General features: G+C 33.3%; 16 protein-coding genes. 3 read left to right on the top strand and 13 right to left on the bottom strand.

The genetic code is table 11. The features are described from left to right. Positions 1 to 94 precede the first annotated feature (94 nt). The 9 genes from ABI657_RS01990 to ABI657_RS01950 all read right to left on the bottom strand — a co-directional run bounded on the left by ABI657_RS01990 (position 95) and on the right by ABI657_RS01950 (position 13684). Positions 95 to 745, bottom strand: coding sequence for a DUF1349 domain-containing protein (locus ABI657_RS01990; protein WP_348095560.1), 651 nt, complete (start codon positions 743 to 745; stop codon positions 95 to 97). 72 nt (positions 746 to 817) lie between these two features. Next, positions 818 to 3034 (bottom strand): glycoside hydrolase family 3 C-terminal domain-containing protein, encoded by a 2217-nt coding sequence (locus ABI657_RS01985; protein ID WP_348095559.1) that lies wholly within the window; start codon positions 3032 to 3034, stop codon positions 818 to 820. Positions 3035 to 3237: 203 nt separating this feature from the next. Beyond that, complete coding sequence (locus ABI657_RS01980; RefSeq protein ID WP_348095558.1) at positions 3238 to 4866, bottom strand: DUF6377 domain-containing protein; 1629 nt, start codon at positions 4864 to 4866, stop codon at positions 3238 to 3240. A gap of 71 nt (positions 4867 to 4937) precedes the next feature. Beyond that, positions 4938 to 7199: an acyl-CoA dehydrogenase gene (locus tag ABI657_RS01975; protein ID WP_348095557.1), complete on the bottom strand. Its 2262-nt coding sequence runs from the start codon at positions 7197 to 7199 to the stop codon at positions 4938 to 4940. A gap of 174 nt (positions 7200 to 7373) precedes the next feature. Continuing rightward, a complete protein-coding gene (locus ABI657_RS01970) occupies positions 7374 to 7574 on the bottom strand; it encodes a GNAT family N-acetyltransferase (protein WP_348095593.1) in 201 nt (66 codons plus the stop codon). A gap of 209 nt (positions 7575 to 7783) precedes the next feature. Continuing rightward, the gene (locus ABI657_RS01965; RefSeq protein ID WP_348095556.1) at positions 7784 to 9655 is read right to left on the bottom strand and encodes a M1 family metallopeptidase; all 1872 of its coding nucleotides are present in this window, start codon (positions 9653 to 9655) and stop codon (positions 7784 to 7786) included. A gap of 238 nt (positions 9656 to 9893) precedes the next feature. After that, positions 9894 to 11408, bottom strand: coding sequence for a glycosyltransferase family 2 protein (locus ABI657_RS01960; protein ID WP_348095555.1), 1515 nt, complete (start codon positions 11406 to 11408; stop codon positions 9894 to 9896). A 309-nt stretch (positions 11409 to 11717) separates the two neighbouring features. After that, positions 11718 to 13298 (bottom strand): NADP-dependent glyceraldehyde-3-phosphate dehydrogenase, encoded by a 1581-nt coding sequence (locus ABI657_RS01955; RefSeq protein ID WP_348095554.1) that lies wholly within the window; start codon positions 13296 to 13298, stop codon positions 11718 to 11720. A gap of 74 nt (positions 13299 to 13372) precedes the next feature. After that, entirely contained in the window at positions 13373 to 13684 is a 312-nt protein-coding gene (locus ABI657_RS01950; protein ID WP_348095553.1) for a rhodanese-like domain-containing protein, read from the bottom strand. Between the two features lie 303 nt (positions 13685 to 13987). Between ABI657_RS01950 and ABI657_RS01945 the strand changes: the two genes are divergently transcribed. Both ABI657_RS01945 and ABI657_RS01940 read left to right on the top strand, forming a co-directional pair. Then, the gene (locus ABI657_RS01945; RefSeq protein WP_348095552.1) at positions 13988 to 14620 is read left to right on the top strand and encodes a Crp/Fnr family transcriptional regulator; all 633 of its coding nucleotides are present in this window, start codon (positions 13988 to 13990) and stop codon (positions 14618 to 14620) included. 171 nt (positions 14621 to 14791) lie between these two features. Next, positions 14792 to 15577 (top strand): sulfite exporter TauE/SafE family protein, encoded by a 786-nt coding sequence (locus tag ABI657_RS01940; RefSeq protein ID WP_348095551.1) that lies wholly within the window; start codon positions 14792 to 14794, stop codon positions 15575 to 15577. 684 nt (positions 15578 to 16261) lie between these two features. On the opposite strand, the gene ABI657_RS01935 is transcribed toward ABI657_RS01940, so the two are convergent. The 4 genes from ABI657_RS01935 to ABI657_RS01920 all read right to left on the bottom strand — a co-directional run bounded on the left by ABI657_RS01935 (position 16262) and on the right by ABI657_RS01920 (position 18769). Beyond that, positions 16262 to 17431 (bottom strand): nucleotidyltransferase, encoded by a 1170-nt coding sequence (locus ABI657_RS01935; RefSeq protein WP_348095550.1) that lies wholly within the window; start codon positions 17429 to 17431, stop codon positions 16262 to 16264. A gap of 1 nt (position 17432) precedes the next feature. Beyond that, on the bottom strand, positions 17433 to 18200 hold the full coding sequence (locus tag ABI657_RS01930; RefSeq protein ID WP_348095549.1) for a hypothetical protein: 768 nt from the start codon (positions 18198 to 18200) through the stop codon (positions 17433 to 17435). A 63-nt stretch (positions 18201 to 18263) separates the two neighbouring features. Then, entirely contained in the window at positions 18264 to 18437 is a 174-nt protein-coding gene (locus tag ABI657_RS01925) for a hypothetical protein (protein ID WP_348095548.1), read from the bottom strand. Positions 18438 to 18499: 62 nt separating this feature from the next. Beyond that, positions 18500 to 18769, bottom strand: coding sequence for a hypothetical protein (locus ABI657_RS01920; protein WP_348095547.1), 270 nt, complete (start codon positions 18767 to 18769; stop codon positions 18500 to 18502). Positions 18770 to 18978: 209 nt separating this feature from the next. Here ABI657_RS01920 and ABI657_RS01915 point away from each other — a divergent pair, with 209 nt between their 5' ends. Next, positions 18979 to 20262, top strand: a complete 1284-nt coding sequence (locus ABI657_RS01915) for an ATP-binding protein (protein WP_348095546.1) — start codon at positions 18979 to 18981, stop codon at positions 20260 to 20262. Positions 20263 to 20267 lie beyond the last annotated feature (5 nt).

The raw sequence follows: 20267 nt of genomic DNA, 5'->3' as shown, positions 1-20267 counted from the left end.
TGTAAATTTTCAAAACTCTTGAAAAGCTTGGAAAGCTTTGCGCAAAACTAATCAATTATCTAATTTTCAAATTATCTCAATTCTCTAATTCATTTTATTCCTGATGATTCTTAAGCCATTCCAATCTGCGTTGATCTGGCAAATGCGTTACTTTAAAATTTTCAAACTTGGCTTCAAAACCTTTTCCGTCAGGAGAGGCCGCCATTAAACCAACCATAACCGGCACATTATCCTGCAATGGTGCATTGCGGGTCAGAATGTAATTTTTATCGTCAAAAGAATAGAATACCTCAACAGCATCTAATCTTCTTACCGCTTTTATCCAGACAAATGGCGGTGCTTTTTCAAGAGTTGTTACACTCCAATCACTTTTATCGTGGGTTACGACGGTACTGATATTGAACTTCCCATCAACAAATTCAACTCCGGTTTTGATGTAGTTTTTTTCATCAACCCGAATCATGAGACCCATTTGATCAAAACGGGCGATATAATTACCTGTCAATTTTACTTTGGCCTCAAATTCCCCACCGTAAGTTGTGTAATAAAACGGAGCATCATCAACTGTAAATCCGTAATGTGAAATACGCCAGTAATCACTACCCGCAGTAACGTTCATAATCAATGCATTATTTTTGATTTCCCATTTTTCAGGTTCATTAAACCATTGCATTTTATTCAGGCTTTGCGCCGAAATGTTTTTTGCTAAAAATAAAACGATAATACTTAATACAATTTTTTTCATATTTTAATTTTTTAAAAAGCTGTAACTTTTTATCATTACAGCTTAACTAACAACCAACTTAAATTAACGAAATTATTGAAGTGAGAAACTCACTTTAGATTTTATATCTGTAGAAGATGCTCCAACGATAGCTTCAAAAGCTCCTGGCTCAGCAACCCAGTCGTGCTTTTTATCATCAAAAAAGCTTAGTGCCGTTTTATCAACCGTGAATGTTACGGTTTTTTCTTCTCCCGCTTTAAGCGAAATTTTTTCAAATCCTTTTAATTCTTTTATCGGTCGGGGCAATGAAGATTTTAAATCACTAATATAAAGCTGCACTACTTCAGAACCTTCTCTGCTTCCTGTATTTTTTACTTTTACAGAAAATGTAATCTGGTCTGCAGCAGTTATTTGTTTTTTGTCTGCAGTCACTTTTCCATATTCAAAAGTGGTGTAACTTAATCCGTGACCAAAAGAGAATAATGGTTTTGCTTTTTGTTTGTCTGCCCAGCGGTATCCAACAAAAATGCTTTCATTATATTTTACTTCATCACCGCCTGGAAATTCTCCTAAAGCATGTGCTCCGTTATCCGATAATTTAACTGGAAAAGTAAAGGGTAATTTTCCTGAAGGATTCACTTCACCAAGTAAAACAGCAGCCAGAGCATTTCCAGCTTCAGTACCTAAAAACCATCCCTGAACAATTCCGGGAACTTCATTTACCCATGGCATCGCCACAGCGTTTCCTGAAATATTTACAAAAACTATATTTTTATTTACCTTAACCAATTCAGAAATTAATTTATCCTGATGGTATGGAAGTCCTAATTCTAAACGATCGTTTCCTTCAGCATCCTGATGACCGCTTTTGTTCAACCCTCCAAAAAACAATACTATATCTGCATCTTTTGCTATTTTTAAAGCTTCTGTTGTTAATTCATCTGGAGAACGTTTGTCTTCAAGACTCATTTTTCCAACTATTCCCTCAGAATTACTTGTTGGGTCTCCAACGTAACCACGAGCATATACAACTTCGGCTTTATTACCATTTTTTTTCTTTAATCCATCAAGTGGTAAAACTTCATATTTCGCTTTAAGCGAAGAACTTCCTCCACCTATAGTCATCATCTTGATTGCGTTTTCTCCAATAACTGCAATTTTCTTTGTTTTATTCAAGTCAATCGGAAGAATATTGTTTTTATTTTGAAGCAATACAATTCCTTCTTGAGCAATTTTTAAACCAGCATCAGCATGTTCTTGAGTTCCAAATGAACCGAAAGGTCTGTTCTTATTCATAGTAGTCAAAAAAGACAAACGTAAAATACGACGAACTTTTTCATCTAATTCTTTAGTTCCTATTTCTCCTTTTTCAATCATCGTTGAATAGGGTTTTGCTAAATAATAATTGTCGTATGCATTACTGGTTCCCCATGAAAGTCCGTTTGTCCAGGAACCAAATTCCATATCCAATCCATTATGAATGGCTTGTTTTGTATCGTTAACTCCTCCCCAATCTGAGATTACCACTCCTTTGAATCCCCATTCTCCACGAAGAATATCATTCAATAAAAACTCATTGTGACAACACTGTTGCCCTTTGTATTTGTTATAAGAACCCATTATTGCCCATGCGTCCCCTTCCTGAACTGCCGCTTTAAAGGCTGGTAAATAAATCTCGTATAAAGCTCTATCATCAACAATTACGTTTACCGAATTACGATTCGTTTCCTGATTGTTTAGCGCAAAATGTTTGACACAAGCAGCAACTCCATTAGACTGAACTCCTTTAATATAAGGAACAACAATTTTTGAAGTTAAGAAAGGATCTTCCCCCATATATTCGAAGTTACGACCGTTTAATGGTGATCTGTAAATATTTACTCCGGGTCCTAATAACACATTTTTGTTGCGATAACGTGCTTCTTCTCCGATTGATTTTCCGTACAATGCTGCTAAATCTTTATTCCAGGTAGCAGAAAGTGCCGTAAGAGCAGGAAATGCAATACAGGAATCATTAGTCCAATTAGCCTGATCCCACTCGTCCCATTTCACTTCGGTACGAATTCCGTGAGGTCCATCAGTCATCCAGTTTTCAGGAATTCCTAAACGAGGAACACCAGGAGAACTGAATTTTGACTGCGCATGAATTATGGCAATTTTTTCCTCGGTTGTCATTTTCGAAATTGCATCTTCTACGCGCTCACTAATTGGTTTTTTATCATCCAGATAAACGGAAACTTTACTTTGTGCAATAATTCCAAATGAATTTAGTAATAGCAGCACAACTACTATCTTAACGTTTTTAAACATAATTATGTATTTATTAATCATTACCCTATTCTCAAAATCTGTTCAATCAGATATCTTCGAATAATAGGTAAAGCTATAACGTTATCGTATTCGTGGAAATGAGGAATATAAAAAAGTAGTAAATAAAAAATACAAAACATTAAAAATCAATATATTATATAAATTTTCACCTTGAAAAAAGTAGTAGTTTTAAAAAGATAACATTATGATTTTAGGGAAATTAAACCAATTTTCATAACCATCTCTTCGAAATCACTTCGGGAAACTATTGCCTTATTCCTGGCTCTGGTGCGGTAGTTATAAATTGTACTTAGTGAGTAGCGAAGGAAAGCAGCGATTTTTACACTATCTGTAATTCCAAGTCGGATTAAGGCAAAAATACGGAGTTCTGTATTCAGTAATTCCCCTTGTTTCAATACAATTTGCTCTTCAGTTATAAGAAGTAAATTAAAGTCCTTTACGAAACTGGGATATATGTTTAAAAAAATAATATCAAAATTTTTGTATAACTCTTCAAGTTCGTTATCAACCAAAGTAGTTGATTTCAATATTCGATAAATTTCATCAAATTGTTTTGCTGTCGCTTTTTTATTTAATATGACCCGGTAGTTTTCCAGCTTGTTGATGTATGCCGAACAAAGATTGAAGAAATGTGCAATGTATTCTTCCTTGATATGATTGGATTCCCATAATTGGGCATTTCTTTCCTGAAGCTGATTATTGGCTTCTGTTATGCCTTTGTTTAATTCGGCTAATTTTTGACTGGTTTCATATAATTCTCCCCGGATTCTGGAGACTTTTTTCATTTGCTTGTAAACGTAAATTACTGCTACAATCAAAAAAACGGAAAGCAGGCTAATGCATAACAGATACAACTTGAGTTCTGATTTTCTTTGGGCTTCACGCTCTAAATAAGCCGTATTAATAATGGAATATACCTGAGACATCAGCAGCGTACGAAATTGAACATTACAATACAACGCATCTTCAATTGCTGATTGCGTGAGTTTATACGCCATATCCACATCCCCTAACTCGTAAAAAACCAATGCAAGTTCTTGCTGAGAAGCATTGTCTTTTATAGCTTGCTTAATATCTGAAATAGCAGAAAGGGCATAATATTTTTCGACAGAATCTACTTCATGTGATTTCATTGCAATATACCCTAAAAGGTAGGTAATCATAGCATATTGCGGATTATCGTCTTTACTCTCTTTCAATAAGGTCAATAATTCTTTTTCAGCAATATCAAATTGACTCTGATAAATACTTTTTTGAATTTTATTGATTTTATAATCTAAGGAATTCGGATTTAAAACACCCAATAAAGAATCACGATACTTTGCTATTTGCTTTATAAAATCCTTGCTGTTACTATTCGCATTATAATGCTCGTAAAATTCACGATAGGTAATATAATAATTAGGCAGTAATGATTTATGAAGCTCGTTTCTTCTGATATTTTTAAGAATGGCTTCAGATTCACGATACTTTCCTGATGAAGAATAAAGATTGGCCAATTGCAGTTGTGCCAAATCCATCCAATCTTTTTTATGAAGTCCTTCCGCAATTTTAATGTTTTTCTTTACATACAAAATAGCAGAATCAGAATGGAATTTCTGGTATTCTTTGTACAAAGCCAAATTATAATTATACTCCTGTTCTTGTGAAAGATCAGCCGATTTTATCTTTTTGAAATTTAAAATCCGATCTTCTTTTAACCTGACATAATGCTGTTTATTTTTAATGGCATCATTTAGTCTAGCCAGAATAGTATCAGTAGCATTCGATGAATAAACAGGAAAGCGAACCAAAAGAATTAAAAAAAGCAAAAAATAATTTTTCAAGTTGATGGAAGATAAATGAGATTCGCAAATATAATAAAGTGACCTTATAAAATTAATTATTCAACAGCAATTGGTGCCGCAAGACAACTTTCCGGAATATCGAATGAATTGACCAGTGCAACAGCATCCGGTCTAATATCCCAACAAAGCTGGTTGACCATTTTACGAATTGCCTTCGTTTTTACAGCTTCCATATAACCATCTTCCAAATACCAGGCTTTGTTTTTTTCAATCTGTGAAACTGCGTATAACTGATATAATTTTTCTAATATTTCTTTAGTTTTTTCATCTTCCACTTTAATAATTGCTATTTGAAATTGCTCAAGCACGAGTCGTTCCAGATAAGCCTCAGCCACTTCAATCATTTGGTGCTGCACTACATTAAAAGCATCATAAGCCTCTAAGCCGCTATCCACTAATTTTTTAATACGATTGGCTGCTGAAGCTAAAATTGTTTTTTCCCTATGTTGAAAAGCTTGTAAATGAAACTGGCTGTCTGATAAATGTTCTTCATCCGTTCTTCTGGTGGCAATTGGGTTTTTCTCTGCGAAAGCCGTTTTTGCATTTTCAAATACATAATTTATGATCCCAAAAGAACCCATTTCCCCAAATGACTTTCTGAATTCAGACAAACGGTTTTTTGCGACCAATTGCATTAAAACGGTATTATCACCTTCAAAAGTGGTGTAAATTTCAGTATCATTTTTTAAGGCGTCAATTCTGTTTTCAGACAGATACCCTTTTCCGCCAATGGCTTCACGGCATTCCTGCAAAATATCCCTTGTGCTCCAGGTTGAATACGATTTCATTCCGGCTGCCAAGGCTTCAATTTCCTGCATTTCTGTTTCGGTTCTATTCAGAAAACGATTAGTCAGATACTGCAGCCCAAAATGTACTGCGTAGGTTTTTGCCAGATGAGGAAGCAGTCGGCGCTGGTGCATACGGTAATTCAAAATCGGCACTTCAGAACCACCTTCAGGCCCAAACTGTCTTCTCTGATCACTATATCTAATAGCAATCGTAAGTCCGGATTTTGCCGCTGCCAAAGCGGAACGGGGGATTCCGATTCTGCCTCCGACCAAAGTACCCAACATCGTAAAGAAACGTCTGTTATCACTTGGAATCGGGCTTTCAAATTGTCCCTTATCATTCACAGAAGCAAATCTGTCGAGCATATTTTCTTTCGGAATTACGACATTATCAAAACTAATTGTTCCGTTATCTACTCCATTCAGTCCCATTTTATGACCGCAATCCCCAATTGTGACTCCGTTAAGTGTATTTCCGTTTGTATCCCGTAACGGAACAATAAAGGCATTAACACCATAATCATGACCATCGATAATCAGCTTAGCAAAAACAGTTGCCATTTGTCCGTGAACAGCTGCATTTCCTATATATTCTTTTTGTGCCTTTTCGTGAGGGGTATGAATGATAAAAGTTTGATCATTATGATTGTAGGTTGCGGTTGTTTCTAAACCTTTTACGTTGGAACCGTGATGTGTTTCGGTCATGGCAAAACAACCCGGAATTTTTAATGATCCTATGTCTTTCAGGTATTTTGCATAGTGTTTTTCGGTTCCTAATGACTGAACGCTCATTCCCCAAAGTCCAAATTGCACACCAAATTTTATTACCAGACTCAAATCATGATAACTCAGCGTTTCCATAATGGCAAAATAATCGGCTATGTTTTCGCCCCCACCATATTGCTTTGGATAGGCCATATTTCCGAGATTTTCTTCTGCCAGAATTTTGCACCAGTCATATACTTTTTGGCGATAAATATTAATATCCGTTGAAGTTTCATAGGCAAATTCTGGTCTTGAAATAACCTCTTTTACTTTTTTGATAATGCTGGCTTGTTCTCCGTCCAGAATTTCGGTTAACTTTTGAATGTCAAAATTATCGGTAGTTTTCGTAGTCGCTGTGAGTGAATCTCCTTTGGTTTTGAAGTTCTGAATTAATTCTTCGCCCAAAACTCCCAAATCATTTTCAAGCTTTGTAAAATCGGCTTCTAATGCTGATATATCCAGATTTTTATCCGAAAGTGCTGTTGCTATATCAAAAATGGATTTTACAGAGGATTTATCTTTAATGCTTTTCTCTATATCCGATTTCCATTGTGCAAGTTCATTTCGCGAAGGCGGATTTGAAATATCAACTTTAGAAAGAAGATATTGCTGTTCTTCCAATGAAATTAAAGTTAAGGAATTGATGAATCCTTGTACTGTGACAAACTCATTTTCAGTTAACAGATCGTCAGACCAAACAAGATATAAAAGTGGTATAAAAGCATTGATTTTTGAATTCTCCATAGTAAACTAAATTATCAATTTATCTGTGGTTAAATTACTATAATTTATTGAGCTGTTCTATAAATTATATTCAATTAGGATTTTTTTCACATTTGAATAACATCAAAAATTAAAAGAAAATTTCCATTACGGTAAACTGCTGATCTAACGCATTGAATGTTTGAAAAGTATCTTTCATTCCGAATTTTTCATAAAAATTTTTTTATTGCTACTCGCATTGAACCAAACTCTCTTTAAATTCTTGTGTCTGGCAAAATCAAAAATATAATTCAAAACTTCTGAAGCTATTCCACGACCTTGATATTCGTGCAAAGTAGCGAGTTTCCTAAACTGCATTTCATCATCCGAAATAAAACAGGAAACTATTGAAACCAAAATCCCTTCGATAAAAACACCAAAATGCAATCCTAAATTATCTTCAGTTCACTGAAAAAATTCAAAAGGCTGATCGGGCCACATTACTTCATGGCGGATTTTCCAGGTATCAGCAGGTTTGATTGATTGTATTATCATTTTAACAGCTATAAAAAAACCGTCTTACTCCAACGGAAAAAGACGGTTCTAAAGTAATCTGTTTTTTTATTTTATTTAGCCAGCCAGGTATTATTTGCTGGTGTTGCATCCATAAAGATTCCTCCATCAAGAGTAATTTGTCTAATTGGTTTCTTCCCTTTTAAAACAATTAAAGCTGCCTTTTCATTTTTCTCCCAAATATCAGGATTTTGGTGCAAGGTTTCTTTTGAGTCATCTGTATAAACAATATTGACATCAAACGGAATGGCGAAACCACCCGGATTTTCAACAGTGATGTTTTTGCCTGAAACATTTTTTACACAAATATCTATATAGTGATTCGTAAAAAACCAATTATTGAAAAACCAATTTAAGTTTTTTCCTGAACCGGCATTTATCGAATTAAAGAAATCCCAGGGAATTGGATGCTTTCCATTCCAATTTTCCATATACGTATGCAATGCTTTTTTAAATAAATCGTCTCCCAGCATATCTTTTAGAGCCAAATAAGAAAGAGACGCTTTTCCATAGGAATTATTTCCATAACCGGAATCAGATAATTGAGTCGACATGGTAATGATAGGCTGATCTTCTTCGGTAGAAATATCATTTATGTATTGATTGACCCTGAACTCCTTATAAAATTTGTCAGTAGCTTCTTTACCGTGTTCTGCAATTCCAATTAAATATTCAAAGGTAGTTGCCCAGCCTTCATCCATAAAAGCGTAACGGGTTTCATTGATTCCCATGTAAAAAGGAAAATAAGTATGTGCTACTTCATGATCCTGAACCAATTGTGCAAAAACAGGATCTCCCATTTGTGAATCGTTGCACATCATAGGATATTCCATATCCGCAAACCCCTGAAAAGCAGTCATTTTAGAATATGGATACGGAATTCCAGGCCAATTATTCGAAAACCAGTCTAACGCATATTGATTGTATTTAATGGAGTTTACAAAATCAGTTCCTTTGATGTCATAAGCGGCCTGAACACTTGCGCGGCGATTTGTTTTTTTATCTACCACTACACTGCTGGCATCCCATAAATAATGGTCGCTTAAACCGAAACAGATATCTGGAATGTTTTTGGCTTCAAATTTCCAAACATTCCAATCGTTTTGTTTCGTAACCATTTTATTTTTTATTTCCTGCTCATTGGCAATATGCAAAATTTCACCTGTTACATATGATTTCTTTAAACGGGCTGCAAATTCAGGCTGCAAAACCTCATCAGGATTGAGTAAATCTCCTGTGCCGTAAACAACATAGTTTTTTGGTGCTTTTACAGAATAACTGTAGTCATTAAAATCGTTATAAAACTCCTGACCGGAAGTATGGGGTAGCTGATCCCATCTGTTATAATCATCAAAAACAGAAACACGAGGATAACTATACGCTGCAAAAAATGTGCTTTTATCAATTTGTCCTTCTCTTCCACTAACTTCTGATAATGGATAATTCCAACCGATATCAATTGTAATTTTAGTATGTGGAGGAACAGTTTTTTTCATCTTAACAATTCCTACAGTTCCCCAATCTTTAGCATCTTCTTTATAAATTTCGCCTTCTATTTTTAAAGCAGTAATTGTTAAACCGTCAGTAAAAAAGCCTTCACTATTTTCTCCTGCTCTTGGGGAGGTTTTTTTATGAATATTATTCACAAATCTAATTCGCAGATTTTTTAATGTATCATTACTATTGTTCTCATACAATATAGTTTCAGTACCGCTAATTATTTTGGTATCGGCATTTACAGTTAATATCATCGTGTATTTTCCATGATTTTGCCAGTAATTTTTACCTGGCTTTCCGTCTGTAGAACGGGTACCATTTGCATATGCCTGTTTGATATTCCTTGGCATATAAAGCTCCTGTGAAAAGCTGTATTGTGCTAACAACAGAAAAGCTGTAAGCAATAATTGTAATGTTATTTTTTTCATGATTGTTTGATTGATGATTATAACTCTATAAGTAAGAATTTCTCTTAGATTGTTACATTTATTTCTAAAAAATCATTTTATTAGTACTCTTAATTAAAAACCGCATACTAAACGTTTCTATTTTTTAGATAAAACAAAAAAGCCAGCCTGTTCGATTATTGAACAGGCTGACTTTTTTTAATTGTATTTATTTTATTTATTTTTTGAATGAAAACTTCATTCACAATTGCTTTGTCATTTATGCACTATATTCATCTGATGGAATATAACGTTCCAACGTAACATATTCCTCTAATTTTTTCTCAGAAAGACCTCTTGTCAGCCAGCCTTTTTTATGAGCTGTAACAATTGCGTATGGAGTAATCCAAAATAAGCTAAAAGTATAAAAAACGCTATAAGAATAAGCCCATAAAGCTTCAGAAGCACTATACTTTCTGGCATAAAAGAAAGCTGAAAAACTGGAAATAACTAATATGCTTAGTAGTGTTGAACTCACAAACAATATTGGATGTGTGGCTATAAAAAAGAACATAAACAGTAAAAACGGAAAAGACATAATAATTTTTGCAGTCTGATCTAAATATAAAAGCCTTGCTCCTAATTTTGATCCGTTTCTAAAATTTTTGAAAACATATTTAGCCATCATCAGGTTTTCACGTACATTACTTCTTCCCCATCTGATAAACATTTTATACAATCCAACATATTCTTCAGGAACGTTAGTCAGTACAACTGCATTTCTTTGAAACAATACATTGTATCCCTGTTTCAAAATCATATTGGTCATCGCGCGATCTTCTCCAATGTCGGAAGGTTCTCCCATAAAGGTCTGGTTGATCCATTCTTCCAAACAGGCAAAAACTGACGTATTACGATAAGCCGCCAAAGCTCCCGGAGTACAAAGTACAGAACCTAACATACTTTCTGCAGAACGAACAAACTCAAAACTCATTACAAAACTTACGTTCAGCATTTTAGGAAGCATTGCACTTTTATTGTTCAATACCTGAACATTTCCGGCAACAGCTCCACACTTTTCATTGTTAACAAATGGACTTACCAAATTTCTTAAAGTATCCCTCTTAACAATTGAATCACTGTCAACGGTTACAAAAATTTCTCCGGTCCCTAATTTAAATCCGCGGTAAAGTGCGTGACGTTTCCCTTTATTTTGTGGCTGCTGATAAATCGCCAAGCGATCTCCCAATTTTATTTTAGCCTTTTGTATCCAATACCATGTATCATCTTTACTTCCATCATCAATAGCCAGTATCTGCATTTTTTCTTCCGGATAATCACTGTCTGCCAGACTCATTAAAGTTTCCCAAACCAATTTCCCTTCATTGTAGGCCGGAACAATTACCGTACAGGTTGGCAATAATTCATCTGTAACAGATTCTATTGGTTTGTATTTAAAATACAAAAACGATTTGTATAAAAAGATACCTGCTTTAAAAAGGAATAGCGCAGTAGCCAGAATAAGAAAAGGCAGACCAATTACAGAGTTAATCCTTTCGAGTTGGAACTGATCGAAGTCTGATTGAAATGTATACACTAAAAAAGCACCTGCAAATAGTAAAATAAAAGTCCCAATAAGTACAAAAAGCCTTAATGAATTTGAACTTTTATCGATAACCATATCTAAAGGTTTTCCATTAATGTCGAAAATAGAATTATCTGCAGATAGTTTTTTATTACCTGTGCTCTCTTTTGAAGAATAAAATTGTTGTGAAGTGATTGTGTCAATTTCCATATACGTGTTATTGATTTCTTGAATGGCTTATTTCATTATCTAGATCCATATTTATTACTAAAGAAATAAATTACGAGCTTTAGATATTATGCATTTTGCAAGGCTTATGCCATTGTTGATTACAACACGTTTTGAGGCTTTTAGCACAAAACCGGAATAAATACAGTGTATAAACTTTACACACTCACTGTAATTTTACACACATTTAGTGTGTATACGCTAAGGAAAAACCTGAATTTACTACAAAGAAAAAACCGTCTGATTCAGAAGAAAAAGACGGTTTTGGAAATTAATATATAACCTTAAAAATTATAAAATGTAATCAGTATTGATGAAATTGGATTCCTTGCTGTTCAACAATTCCTGCAAAATTTCATTATTGTAAGCAATATCTTTTGAAGCTACAAACGTTCGGATAGAGAACGAACGCAATGCATCCGGGATACTCAGGGTTCCTACAGCAGAATCCTTACGACCTGTAAACGGGAACGCATCCGGACCTCTCTGGCAGGAACTGTTCAGGTTCACTCTGCACACTAAATTCACTAAAGCATCAATTAGCGGTGCCAGTGTTTTTATATCTTTTCCAAACAAACTTACCTGCTGACCGTAATTAGACTCTGCCATATCTTCAAGAGGCTCACTGATATCCTTGAAGGAAATAATTGGCACTACAGGTCCAAATTGCTCTTCATGGTACACTCTCATTTCTTTATTTACAGGATATAAAACTGCCGGAAAAATATAATTCTCTGTATGCTTTCCTCCTTTTTCATTAAGAATTTTAGCTCCTTTGCTTTTAGCATCGTCAATTAATCCCTGAATATATTCTGGTTTCTCTGTTTCAGGAAGCGGAGTCAGGGAAGCTCCTTTTTCCCATGGATTTCCAAACACCAAACCATCTACTTTTTCAGAAAAACGCCTGTTGAATTCAGCAGCAATAGATTCATGAACGTACAATACTTTTAGGGCTGTACAACGCTGACCGTTAAATGATAATGACCCGGTAATACATTCCTGAATCGCCAAATCCAAATCGGCATCTGCTAAAATAATTGCCGGATTTTTAGCTTCCAGACCTAAAATCAAACGCAGTCTGTTTTTGTTTGGATGCTGGTCCTGCAAAGCTATAGCAGATTTACTGTTTCCAATCAAGGCGAGAACATCGATTTTTCCTGACTTCATGATTGGCGAAGCTACTTCACGACCTCTTCCATAAACAATATTGATCACTCCTTTTGGAAAACTGCTTCTAAACGCTTCCAATAATGGCGAAATACATAAAACACCATACTTAGCCGGTTTAAAAATTACGGCATTACCCATAATTAAAGCTGGAATCAGTAATGAGAAAGTTTCATTCAAAGGATAATTGTAAGGTCCAAGACAAAGAACTACACCAAGAGGACCACGGCGGATCATTGCGTTTACTCCCTGTACTTTTGAGAATTTAGAACTGCGTCCATTCAATTCTTTATAACTATCAATGGTATCGTAAATATATTCAACCGTTCTGTCAAATTCTTTTTCAGAATCGCCAAGGTTTTTTCCAATTTCCCACATCAAAAGTTTCACTACTTCCTCACGGGTTTCCTTCATCTGTCTTACGAAATTTTCCATGCATTTGATACGGTCAATCACTTTCATCGTTGGCCATAAACCCTGCCCTTTATCATATGCAGCAGTGGCAGCCTGAACAACTTCATCAGCTTCTTTTTCAGCCATGAACGGAATAGATCCTAATAAGGTGGGTGCATATTTATCAGTAGAAGATATTGTCGAAAATACCGGAGTCGTCTGGCCTGTCCATTGTTTTAATTCTCCGTTTACAAGATAAGTATCTTGATTTATAATGGTTTTAATTTGATATTCTTCGGGTATAAAACTCATAATCTGGTTCTTTACAATTTGGTTATTTAATAATTTTAAAACAAAAAAGAGGCTTCCCGCCTCTCTTCTTATCTTTATGGATTTACGGTTTCGCCTTCCCAATCAAGGATTCCGCCCAATAAATTATAAGCGTTTTCAATCCCTAATTCATTCATGATCTGGCACGCTTTTGCACTTCTCGCACCAGAACGGCAATACACATAATAGTTTTTATTTTTATCCAGTTCTTCTATTTCATAAATAAAAGCCTGTCCTTTATTGATATCAATATTTACAGCATTCTCAATATAACCGTCGTTAAATTCGTCTTCAGTCCTTACATCAAGTATAACTGCTTTTTCATCAGACTCTAACTGAGCAACCCAATCTTCTTGTGATAAATTCATAATATTGTTTTTTGTAAAATTAAAGTTTTTCACTTAATAAAATTATGCATTGCATACGATTTCGATTATTATTCTCAGAAAACGTTTTAGCGAGCGTAAAATTGTCAGTGTTTTACAAATTTACTCACTATTTTTAAAAAATCAATCTATAAAACCAACAGAAAATAGGATTTTTTCATTTCAACAATCCATATCTTAAAAATAGTTTTCTAACAATCGATACCATTTCAATCTGCTATCTTTGTCCTGTAGCTACTTTTATAATCTTTTTATAAGCATTTTATTTAATTTTATTATTCATCCATGCAAAACTCATTAAAAAATATTTTTCCTAATTTCTCAGATGAGCTTATTACTACTATCGAAGTAAACGGCAACGTACAGGATTTTGAAGCCGGTACAATTTTAATGAGAACAGGGCAATACATCAAAAATACTGTTTTAATTACCAAAGGAAAAATCAAGATTTATCGGGAAGGCGAAGACGGAGGAGAGTTTTTAATGTATTATTTGCTTCCCGGACAAGCCTGCGCCATTTCCATGATTTGCACGGCAAAAAACGAAAAAAGCCAGATTATGGCCAAAGTGGTCGAAGATGTTTCAGTAATGATGATTCCGCTGCAAATGATGGACAAATGGATGATGGAGCACAGATCCTGGTACGAATTTGTTATCGAAACTTACCGAAGCCGTTTTGAGGAAATCCTTGAAGTAGTCGACAGTATAGCTTTCCGTTCCATGGATGAACGTCTGGAATTTTACCTTAAAAGACATTCAGATGCCTGTGGATGCACAGAAGTTAAACTATCCCATCAGGAAATTGCAACCGAATTAAATACTTCGAGAGAAGTTGTTTCCCGATTACTGAAAAAAATGAAACAGCGCGGCATGGTCAAATTAAACCGAAACCAGATCGAGCTTTTGAAAAAGATTTAAAAACACGAATTTCACGAATTAACAGGAACAATTTGTTTTGTCAGTTCAAGCGAAGTTAAGAACATCATCTCGATTCGCTTTATGTGACAATAAATGAGAATATCTTTCTTCTGTGATAAATGTTACTGTAGCTTTCTATTCAACATAGCACCTTTGCATAAAAAACTGACAATGGAATATCTTGGTTATTTTGCATCCATCATCATCGGAATCTCGCTTGGCCTAATTGGCAGCGGAGGTTCGATATTAACAATTCCTATTCTGGTATATCTTTTTAAGGTAAACCCGGAACAGGCAACCTCCTATTCGTTATTCATAGTTGGATTAACCGCTATGTCCGGAAGCTACAATCATTACAAAATGGGCAACCTGAAACTAAAATCGGCCTTATATTTTGCGGTTCCCTCTGTAATTTCTATCCTGATTATCCGCGAAGTAATCTTTCCCGAAATTGCAACGACCCTCTTCTCAATTGCTTCTTATAAAGTATCAAAAGACTTCCTGATAATGATTGTCTTTTCAGTATTAATGATTGCTGCGGCGTTTTCCATGATCCGAAAAACAAATACTGAAACCAAAACAACCGAAACTAATTATTTACAATTAAGCATAATCGGTTTTGCAGTCGGAATTGTAACCGGATTTCTTGGTGCCGGAGGAGGATTTTTAATTATTCCTGCACTATTATTTTTCGCGAATTTACCCATGAAACAAGCGGTGGGAACTTCATTACTCATTATAGCCATTAATTCTACAATAGGTTTTGCAGGCGATTTATACATTGGCACACCCATAAATTATCCGTTTTTACTAGGTATTTCTGCAATGGCACTTTTAGGAATGCTCATTGGGAGCCACTTTTCCAAAAAAATTGACGGTGCCAGACTAAAACCAATTTTTGGCTGGTTTGTTTTGCTCATGGGATTTTATATTATTACGAAAGAAGTTTTGTTTTAATCTACACCTTTATTTGGGCGTTCCCTACGGTCGGGCTCATCCGCTTTATCTTTTGCTTTTTAAAGAAAAAAGCAAAAGGATACCGCTTCTATCCCTAACGCAAATTTAGGAAGTTTTTGAGTTTAATATTTAACTTCTCAATACAAATACTACTGTTTAATATTAAATATTCTATATTAGCAATAGCAAAAAAAGTATTAATGGCACTTTATAAATCTACTAATGGGCATGACCAATTAAGAACTTTAGTATAAACTGAATATACGCTAAAAAGTATGTTTGATTTCTTTTCCGAGCCAAATACCATACACTTTCCATAGATTGTAAAAAACAATCCATTCTGTGATCCATGGAATTATTTCATATAGTGGTATCATACGGAATTTCGGTTTATCAAGCACTGGATGATATAAGCATAGAGACATGTCGCTATATAAATGAATTTTATCGTCATATATTATCGATTCGTCCTTAATATATATTCGTTCAAACCTATTTGTATTAAATGGAGAATAATATAACTCAATGCTGTACTTTTTACCATTAATCTCTAATGAGCCAAATCCATAAAGAGATTTATCTTTATGCAGAATTTTTAACTTCATCCAATTAAAATTATTCTCAACTTGATATTTGTTAATGTTTAGAAAAATGAACCAATTTTTTTTATTTTCGAATGTATTTTTAGCTTCCAAAGTTGTGATGAGATCCATTTTTGATTCCTGTATTTGAATTGATTTCTCCTTTCGTATTTGTGTAAGCATTTCCGCCAACGATTAAAGTACTAGATTTGATTAAAGAATTATCGGTTATTTTTGAAAAAGTTAAAAATTGTTCATTTAATGATTTTTTGTATATACCTTCTCCAAATAAATTAATGTAGTCATCTTTACTTGTTTCAAATGAATTGTTAAGATTTTGCCATTTAATGTAAAAATCTGAGATAAATGAGTGAAAATTATGATAATCCTCAATTGTCCAAGAATCAGTAAAATCTTCGTCAGGATTTACAGGATTTAATACTTTAAATTTATGATGAGAAGCTACTGCATCAAGATAACTAGATTTTATTTTTTGTATAACATTATCAACTGTTTCGAAAATTGAATTTTCACCATTATAGAACCTGGCAACAAGTGTTGTTATAACAATACTTGAGACACGGCTTTTTTTATTTTGAAAATAAATATCTCGATATCTTTTGATTAGTTGAACAGCTCTTTGTAATGGTGTTTTTTCATATAATTCTTTAGGTAACGGTTCGGACTCAATTTTCGCTTCTAATAAAACTTGCGAATAGTTTCTAAGCATTGAGCTTTGCGCAGAATTAGCTATTTCGAGAAACCAATTGGAAAAACCTTTTGGATTTCCTGAAGACCAATCTTTTTTTTCTTTTTCTGGAATAGCAATTTTTTGCCTTTCATTGTATGTAGGCATACATGCAGGCAAAATATCGATATGAAAATCACTTTTATAATTAAGACGAACACATCTTGTTTTCTTTTCACAAATCGTTTTGTAAAAACCATCATTTTCAATTACTCGTACAAGTTCATCATAAACTTGTTGAGGGGTATGATTAGTAAAAAGATCATAAATATGCAGGACAGTGTCAAGATCAAAATCATCATCGTTAATTGGTTTAACTGTAGTGCCAATTCTTTTTGAACCTTGAGGGTAGATTTCTATTTCAAGGTTATTAAAAAAAGTAATATCTTTTTTTAATAAATCAAAAACAGCATTGTAAGCAGATTCCATTCTTTCAATTCGAGTATTATCTAATTGTAATTCTTGTGCAATGCGAGCAAGCAGTTCTTCTCTTTGTAGTATGTAATTTTTAAAAATATCTATCATTTTAGAAAATTTTATTAATGAGTAATTTAGTGTGTTGACCTATCCTTGAAATTTGATGCCCATTTTGCAGTAACCTTGATTGCTCAATATCGTCACAAGTGACTATTGCATAACCTTTTGATAAATCATTTTTTTGTAGCGATAATTCTGTCAATGCCTTTTTTTGATCCTCATTTGGTATAAACTCAAAAATGTCATAAATTAAAATTTCATGACAATTAAAAAATTCACTCCATGATAAATTTTTGGAAAATCGACGAATGTGTTTATGATGTATGTTTCCAAATATTTTAGAATCCAATATATTTGTATCTATCAACTCTTCAATAAATTCTCTTTTTGGATCCGTCTCTCTTTCTTTTCCGGATTCATACCAATTTATTACGTCCATAACATTTTTACCATTTACAATAAAACGTAGATCAAAATTGCTTTTTTCATCAACATCTAATCCGTTTTTTAAATTATCAGGCTTATATAACCATTTATTAAATAAACTGTCATCTCCGTAACGTTTATAGACTCCTCCAACTGGTTGTAACTGGCCTTGAATTCTTCTATTTAAAACTAGCAAGTAATTGTTCGTGTTTGGTATTTGAATTTTATATAAACCACTTATAGAAAATCTAATTTCTTTATTTCGATAGCTTCCATATTTTGTAATAAAGAAAAGTTTTAGATACTTTCTATTCTCCCACACTACAGATGCTCCTTTTGTAAATAATGGTTTTATAAAACCCAATATTGTTACTAACATTTTATTTCTCATTTTTAAATTATTAAATATTAAAAAAGGTTTCCCTTTCCGCATAAATTTTTTACGGCAAAAAAATTATTTTTCTTTTGTAACGCCTTTAAAAGGATCTTGACTCGACGTTTTGACATTCATAAATTGCCCATTCTCAGAATTTCTTTTTGTCCATAATCCAGTTTTTGGATTTTGAACTTGAGTTCTATCCTTAACAGCTCCTTTTCTTGAATTGTCTTTTGGAGGATTTGTTGCCATATTCTTTAATATTTAATGTTATATAAATTCCTTTAACTTCGCGACATAAAGGATTTGACGACTTATTTAAATTTTTCTCCGCATATAGCGGCCCAACTTTGCCAAATAGTTGAAATGCATCTTTCTAGTGAAATTCCTAATCTATAACATATAGCTTTAGCATCATCTCTTGCTTTTTGTGCAGAATTGGTTGGATGGTAAAGTGAAGTGTTTGGTAGATAAATAATTCCGCAAGTGTTATCCGGAATTTTGTCAAGATAACCTAAGGTAAACATTTCATTTTTGAATTCTCGATGTTTGTTTGGGATGTCATAAGTAATAATAGTAGCCATGATGTGTATTTTATCGGTTAATTATACGATTTTATCGATTATATTAGTCTTTAATATTGTTATAATCTATTATTTTTAGACGTATTTGAGAAAATGTCGTACAAATGTACAAATAATATTTAAACTATTAAAATATTTTTTGGTATTTATTACGTATATCTCTCATGTTTTTGTATTTTTGTATTTAAAACAATCATTTATATAGTATAATGCTCGTAAAATTCTCTGTGTGTAATTTTCTATCGTTTAAAGAAAACACATCAATAAATTTATCTGCAACCTCTCTTACAGAGTACAGAACTGATAATATTTTTCAATCTCCAATTAATGACTTAAGTCTTTTAAAAAGCTTAGTTGTGTATGGGGCAAATTCTAGCGGTAAGAGCAATTTATTTAGAGCAATTTCATTTATGAAATGGCTAATTTTAACTTCATCTAAGGAATCAACATCAGGAGATGAGATTATGGTAGAAAGGTTCAAATTATCTACCGAAACAATCGATAAACCCAGTTTTTTTGAAATCGAATTTATAGTTGATCAAAAAAAATATAGATATGGATTTGAAGTTGATAGAGAAAAAGTTCATAAGGAATATCTATATTACCAGAGTAAAACAAAAGAATATGTTTTGTTTAATAGGATATTACAAGAAATTGAACTTGGGAAGAAATTTGATATCGAAACTCAAAAATTAGTTACAATTACTCGGGAAAATGCTCTTTTCCTATCTGTGTGTGCACAATTTAATGATACATTATCGACTTTGTTAACTAAAGAAATTAGAGAGATTACTTTCATTTCTGGCGTTAATGATCTTAGCTCTAGTGAATATACTATTAAGATGCTTAATGATGGTAAGTTTAATTTTATGGTAAATAATCTTTTAAGGAGTGCAAAACTAGGATTTAATGAAGTAAAAATTGAAAAAGTCTCAACTCAAGATATATTAGGAAAGTCAGATATTCCCAAAGATTTGCTTAAGATGATATTAAAGAAAAATCCGGAAAATAATATTGTAAGCACAAAACATGATGTATACAATGAAAATAATGAAATTGAAAGTGAAGAGTTTTTTGATTTGAATTCAGAAGAATCTTTAGGAACAAGGAAATTTTTCGCTCTATCTGGGCCAATAATAGAGGCTTTAACTAAAGGCGCAGTATTAATAATTGATGAATTTGATTCAAGATTGCATCCAGAATTATGTAAAGCTATAATTAAGCTTTTTAATTCTTCTCAAAATAACCCTTATAATGCTCAGTTAATTATTGCATCACATAATTCAACTTTTATTAACTCAAATAATAAATTATTTAGAAGAGATCAGGTTATCATTGCTGGAAAAGACAAATATGGAATGACTAGATTAGAAAGCTTATTTGAGAAAAAAATTAGAAAAGATGCTTCATTTGAAAAAGATTATTTATCGGGCAAATATGATGGTATTTCAATTGAATTAGATATAAGTAATCAATTGAATTTAGATTTATAACATAA

It is taken from the genome of Flavobacterium sp. (assembly GCF_039930565.1).
Lineage (GTDB): Bacteria > Bacteroidota > Bacteroidia > Flavobacteriales > Flavobacteriaceae > Flavobacterium.
The sequence above is the reverse complement of the archived record's forward strand: the minus strand, read 5'-3'. Positions and strand labels throughout refer to the sequence as shown.

What these genes read in the sequence shown, in the direction of transcription:
- ABI657_RS01990 (WP_348095560.1), bottom strand. Translation starts at nt 745, where the DNA reads ATGAAAAAAATTGTATTAAGTATTATCGTTTTATTTTTAGCAAAAAAC.
- ABI657_RS01985 (WP_348095559.1), bottom strand. Translation starts at nt 3,034, where the DNA reads ATGTTTAAAAACGTTAAGATAGTAGTTGTGCTGCTATTACTAAATTCA.
- ABI657_RS01975 (WP_348095557.1), bottom strand. Translation starts at nt 7,199, where the DNA reads ATGGAGAATTCAAAAATCAATGCTTTTATACCACTTTTATATCTTGTT.
- ABI657_RS01965 (WP_348095556.1), bottom strand. Translation starts at nt 9,655, where the DNA reads ATGAAAAAAATAACATTACAATTATTGCTTACAGCTTTTCTGTTGTTA.
- ABI657_RS01960 (WP_348095555.1), bottom strand. Translation starts at nt 11,408, where the DNA reads ATGGAAATTGACACAATCACTTCACAACAATTTTATTCTTCAAAAGAG.
- ABI657_RS01955 (WP_348095554.1), bottom strand. Translation starts at nt 13,298, where the DNA reads ATGAGTTTTATACCCGAAGAATATCAAATTAAAACCATTATAAATCAA.
- ABI657_RS01950 (WP_348095553.1), bottom strand. Translation starts at nt 13,684, where the DNA reads ATGAATTTATCACAAGAAGATTGGGTTGCTCAGTTAGAGTCTGATGAA.
- ABI657_RS01945 (WP_348095552.1), top strand. Translation starts at nt 13,988, where the DNA reads ATGCAAAACTCATTAAAAAATATTTTTCCTAATTTCTCAGATGAGCTT.
- ABI657_RS01940 (WP_348095551.1), top strand. Translation starts at nt 14,792, where the DNA reads ATGGAATATCTTGGTTATTTTGCATCCATCATCATCGGAATCTCGCTT.
- ABI657_RS01935 (WP_348095550.1), bottom strand. Translation starts at nt 17,431, where the DNA reads ATGATAGATATTTTTAAAAATTACATACTACAAAGAGAAGAACTGCTT.
- ABI657_RS01930 (WP_348095549.1), bottom strand. Translation starts at nt 18,200, where the DNA reads ATGAGAAATAAAATGTTAGTAACAATATTGGGTTTTATAAAACCATTA.
- ABI657_RS01925 (WP_348095548.1), bottom strand. Translation starts at nt 18,437, where the DNA reads ATGGCAACAAATCCTCCAAAAGACAATTCAAGAAAAGGAGCTGTTAAG.
- ABI657_RS01920 (WP_348095547.1), bottom strand. Translation starts at nt 18,769, where the DNA reads ATGGCTACTATTATTACTTATGACATCCCAAACAAACATCGAGAATTC.
- ABI657_RS01915 (WP_348095546.1), top strand. Translation starts at nt 18,979, where the DNA reads ATGCTCGTAAAATTCTCTGTGTGTAATTTTCTATCGTTTAAAGAAAAC.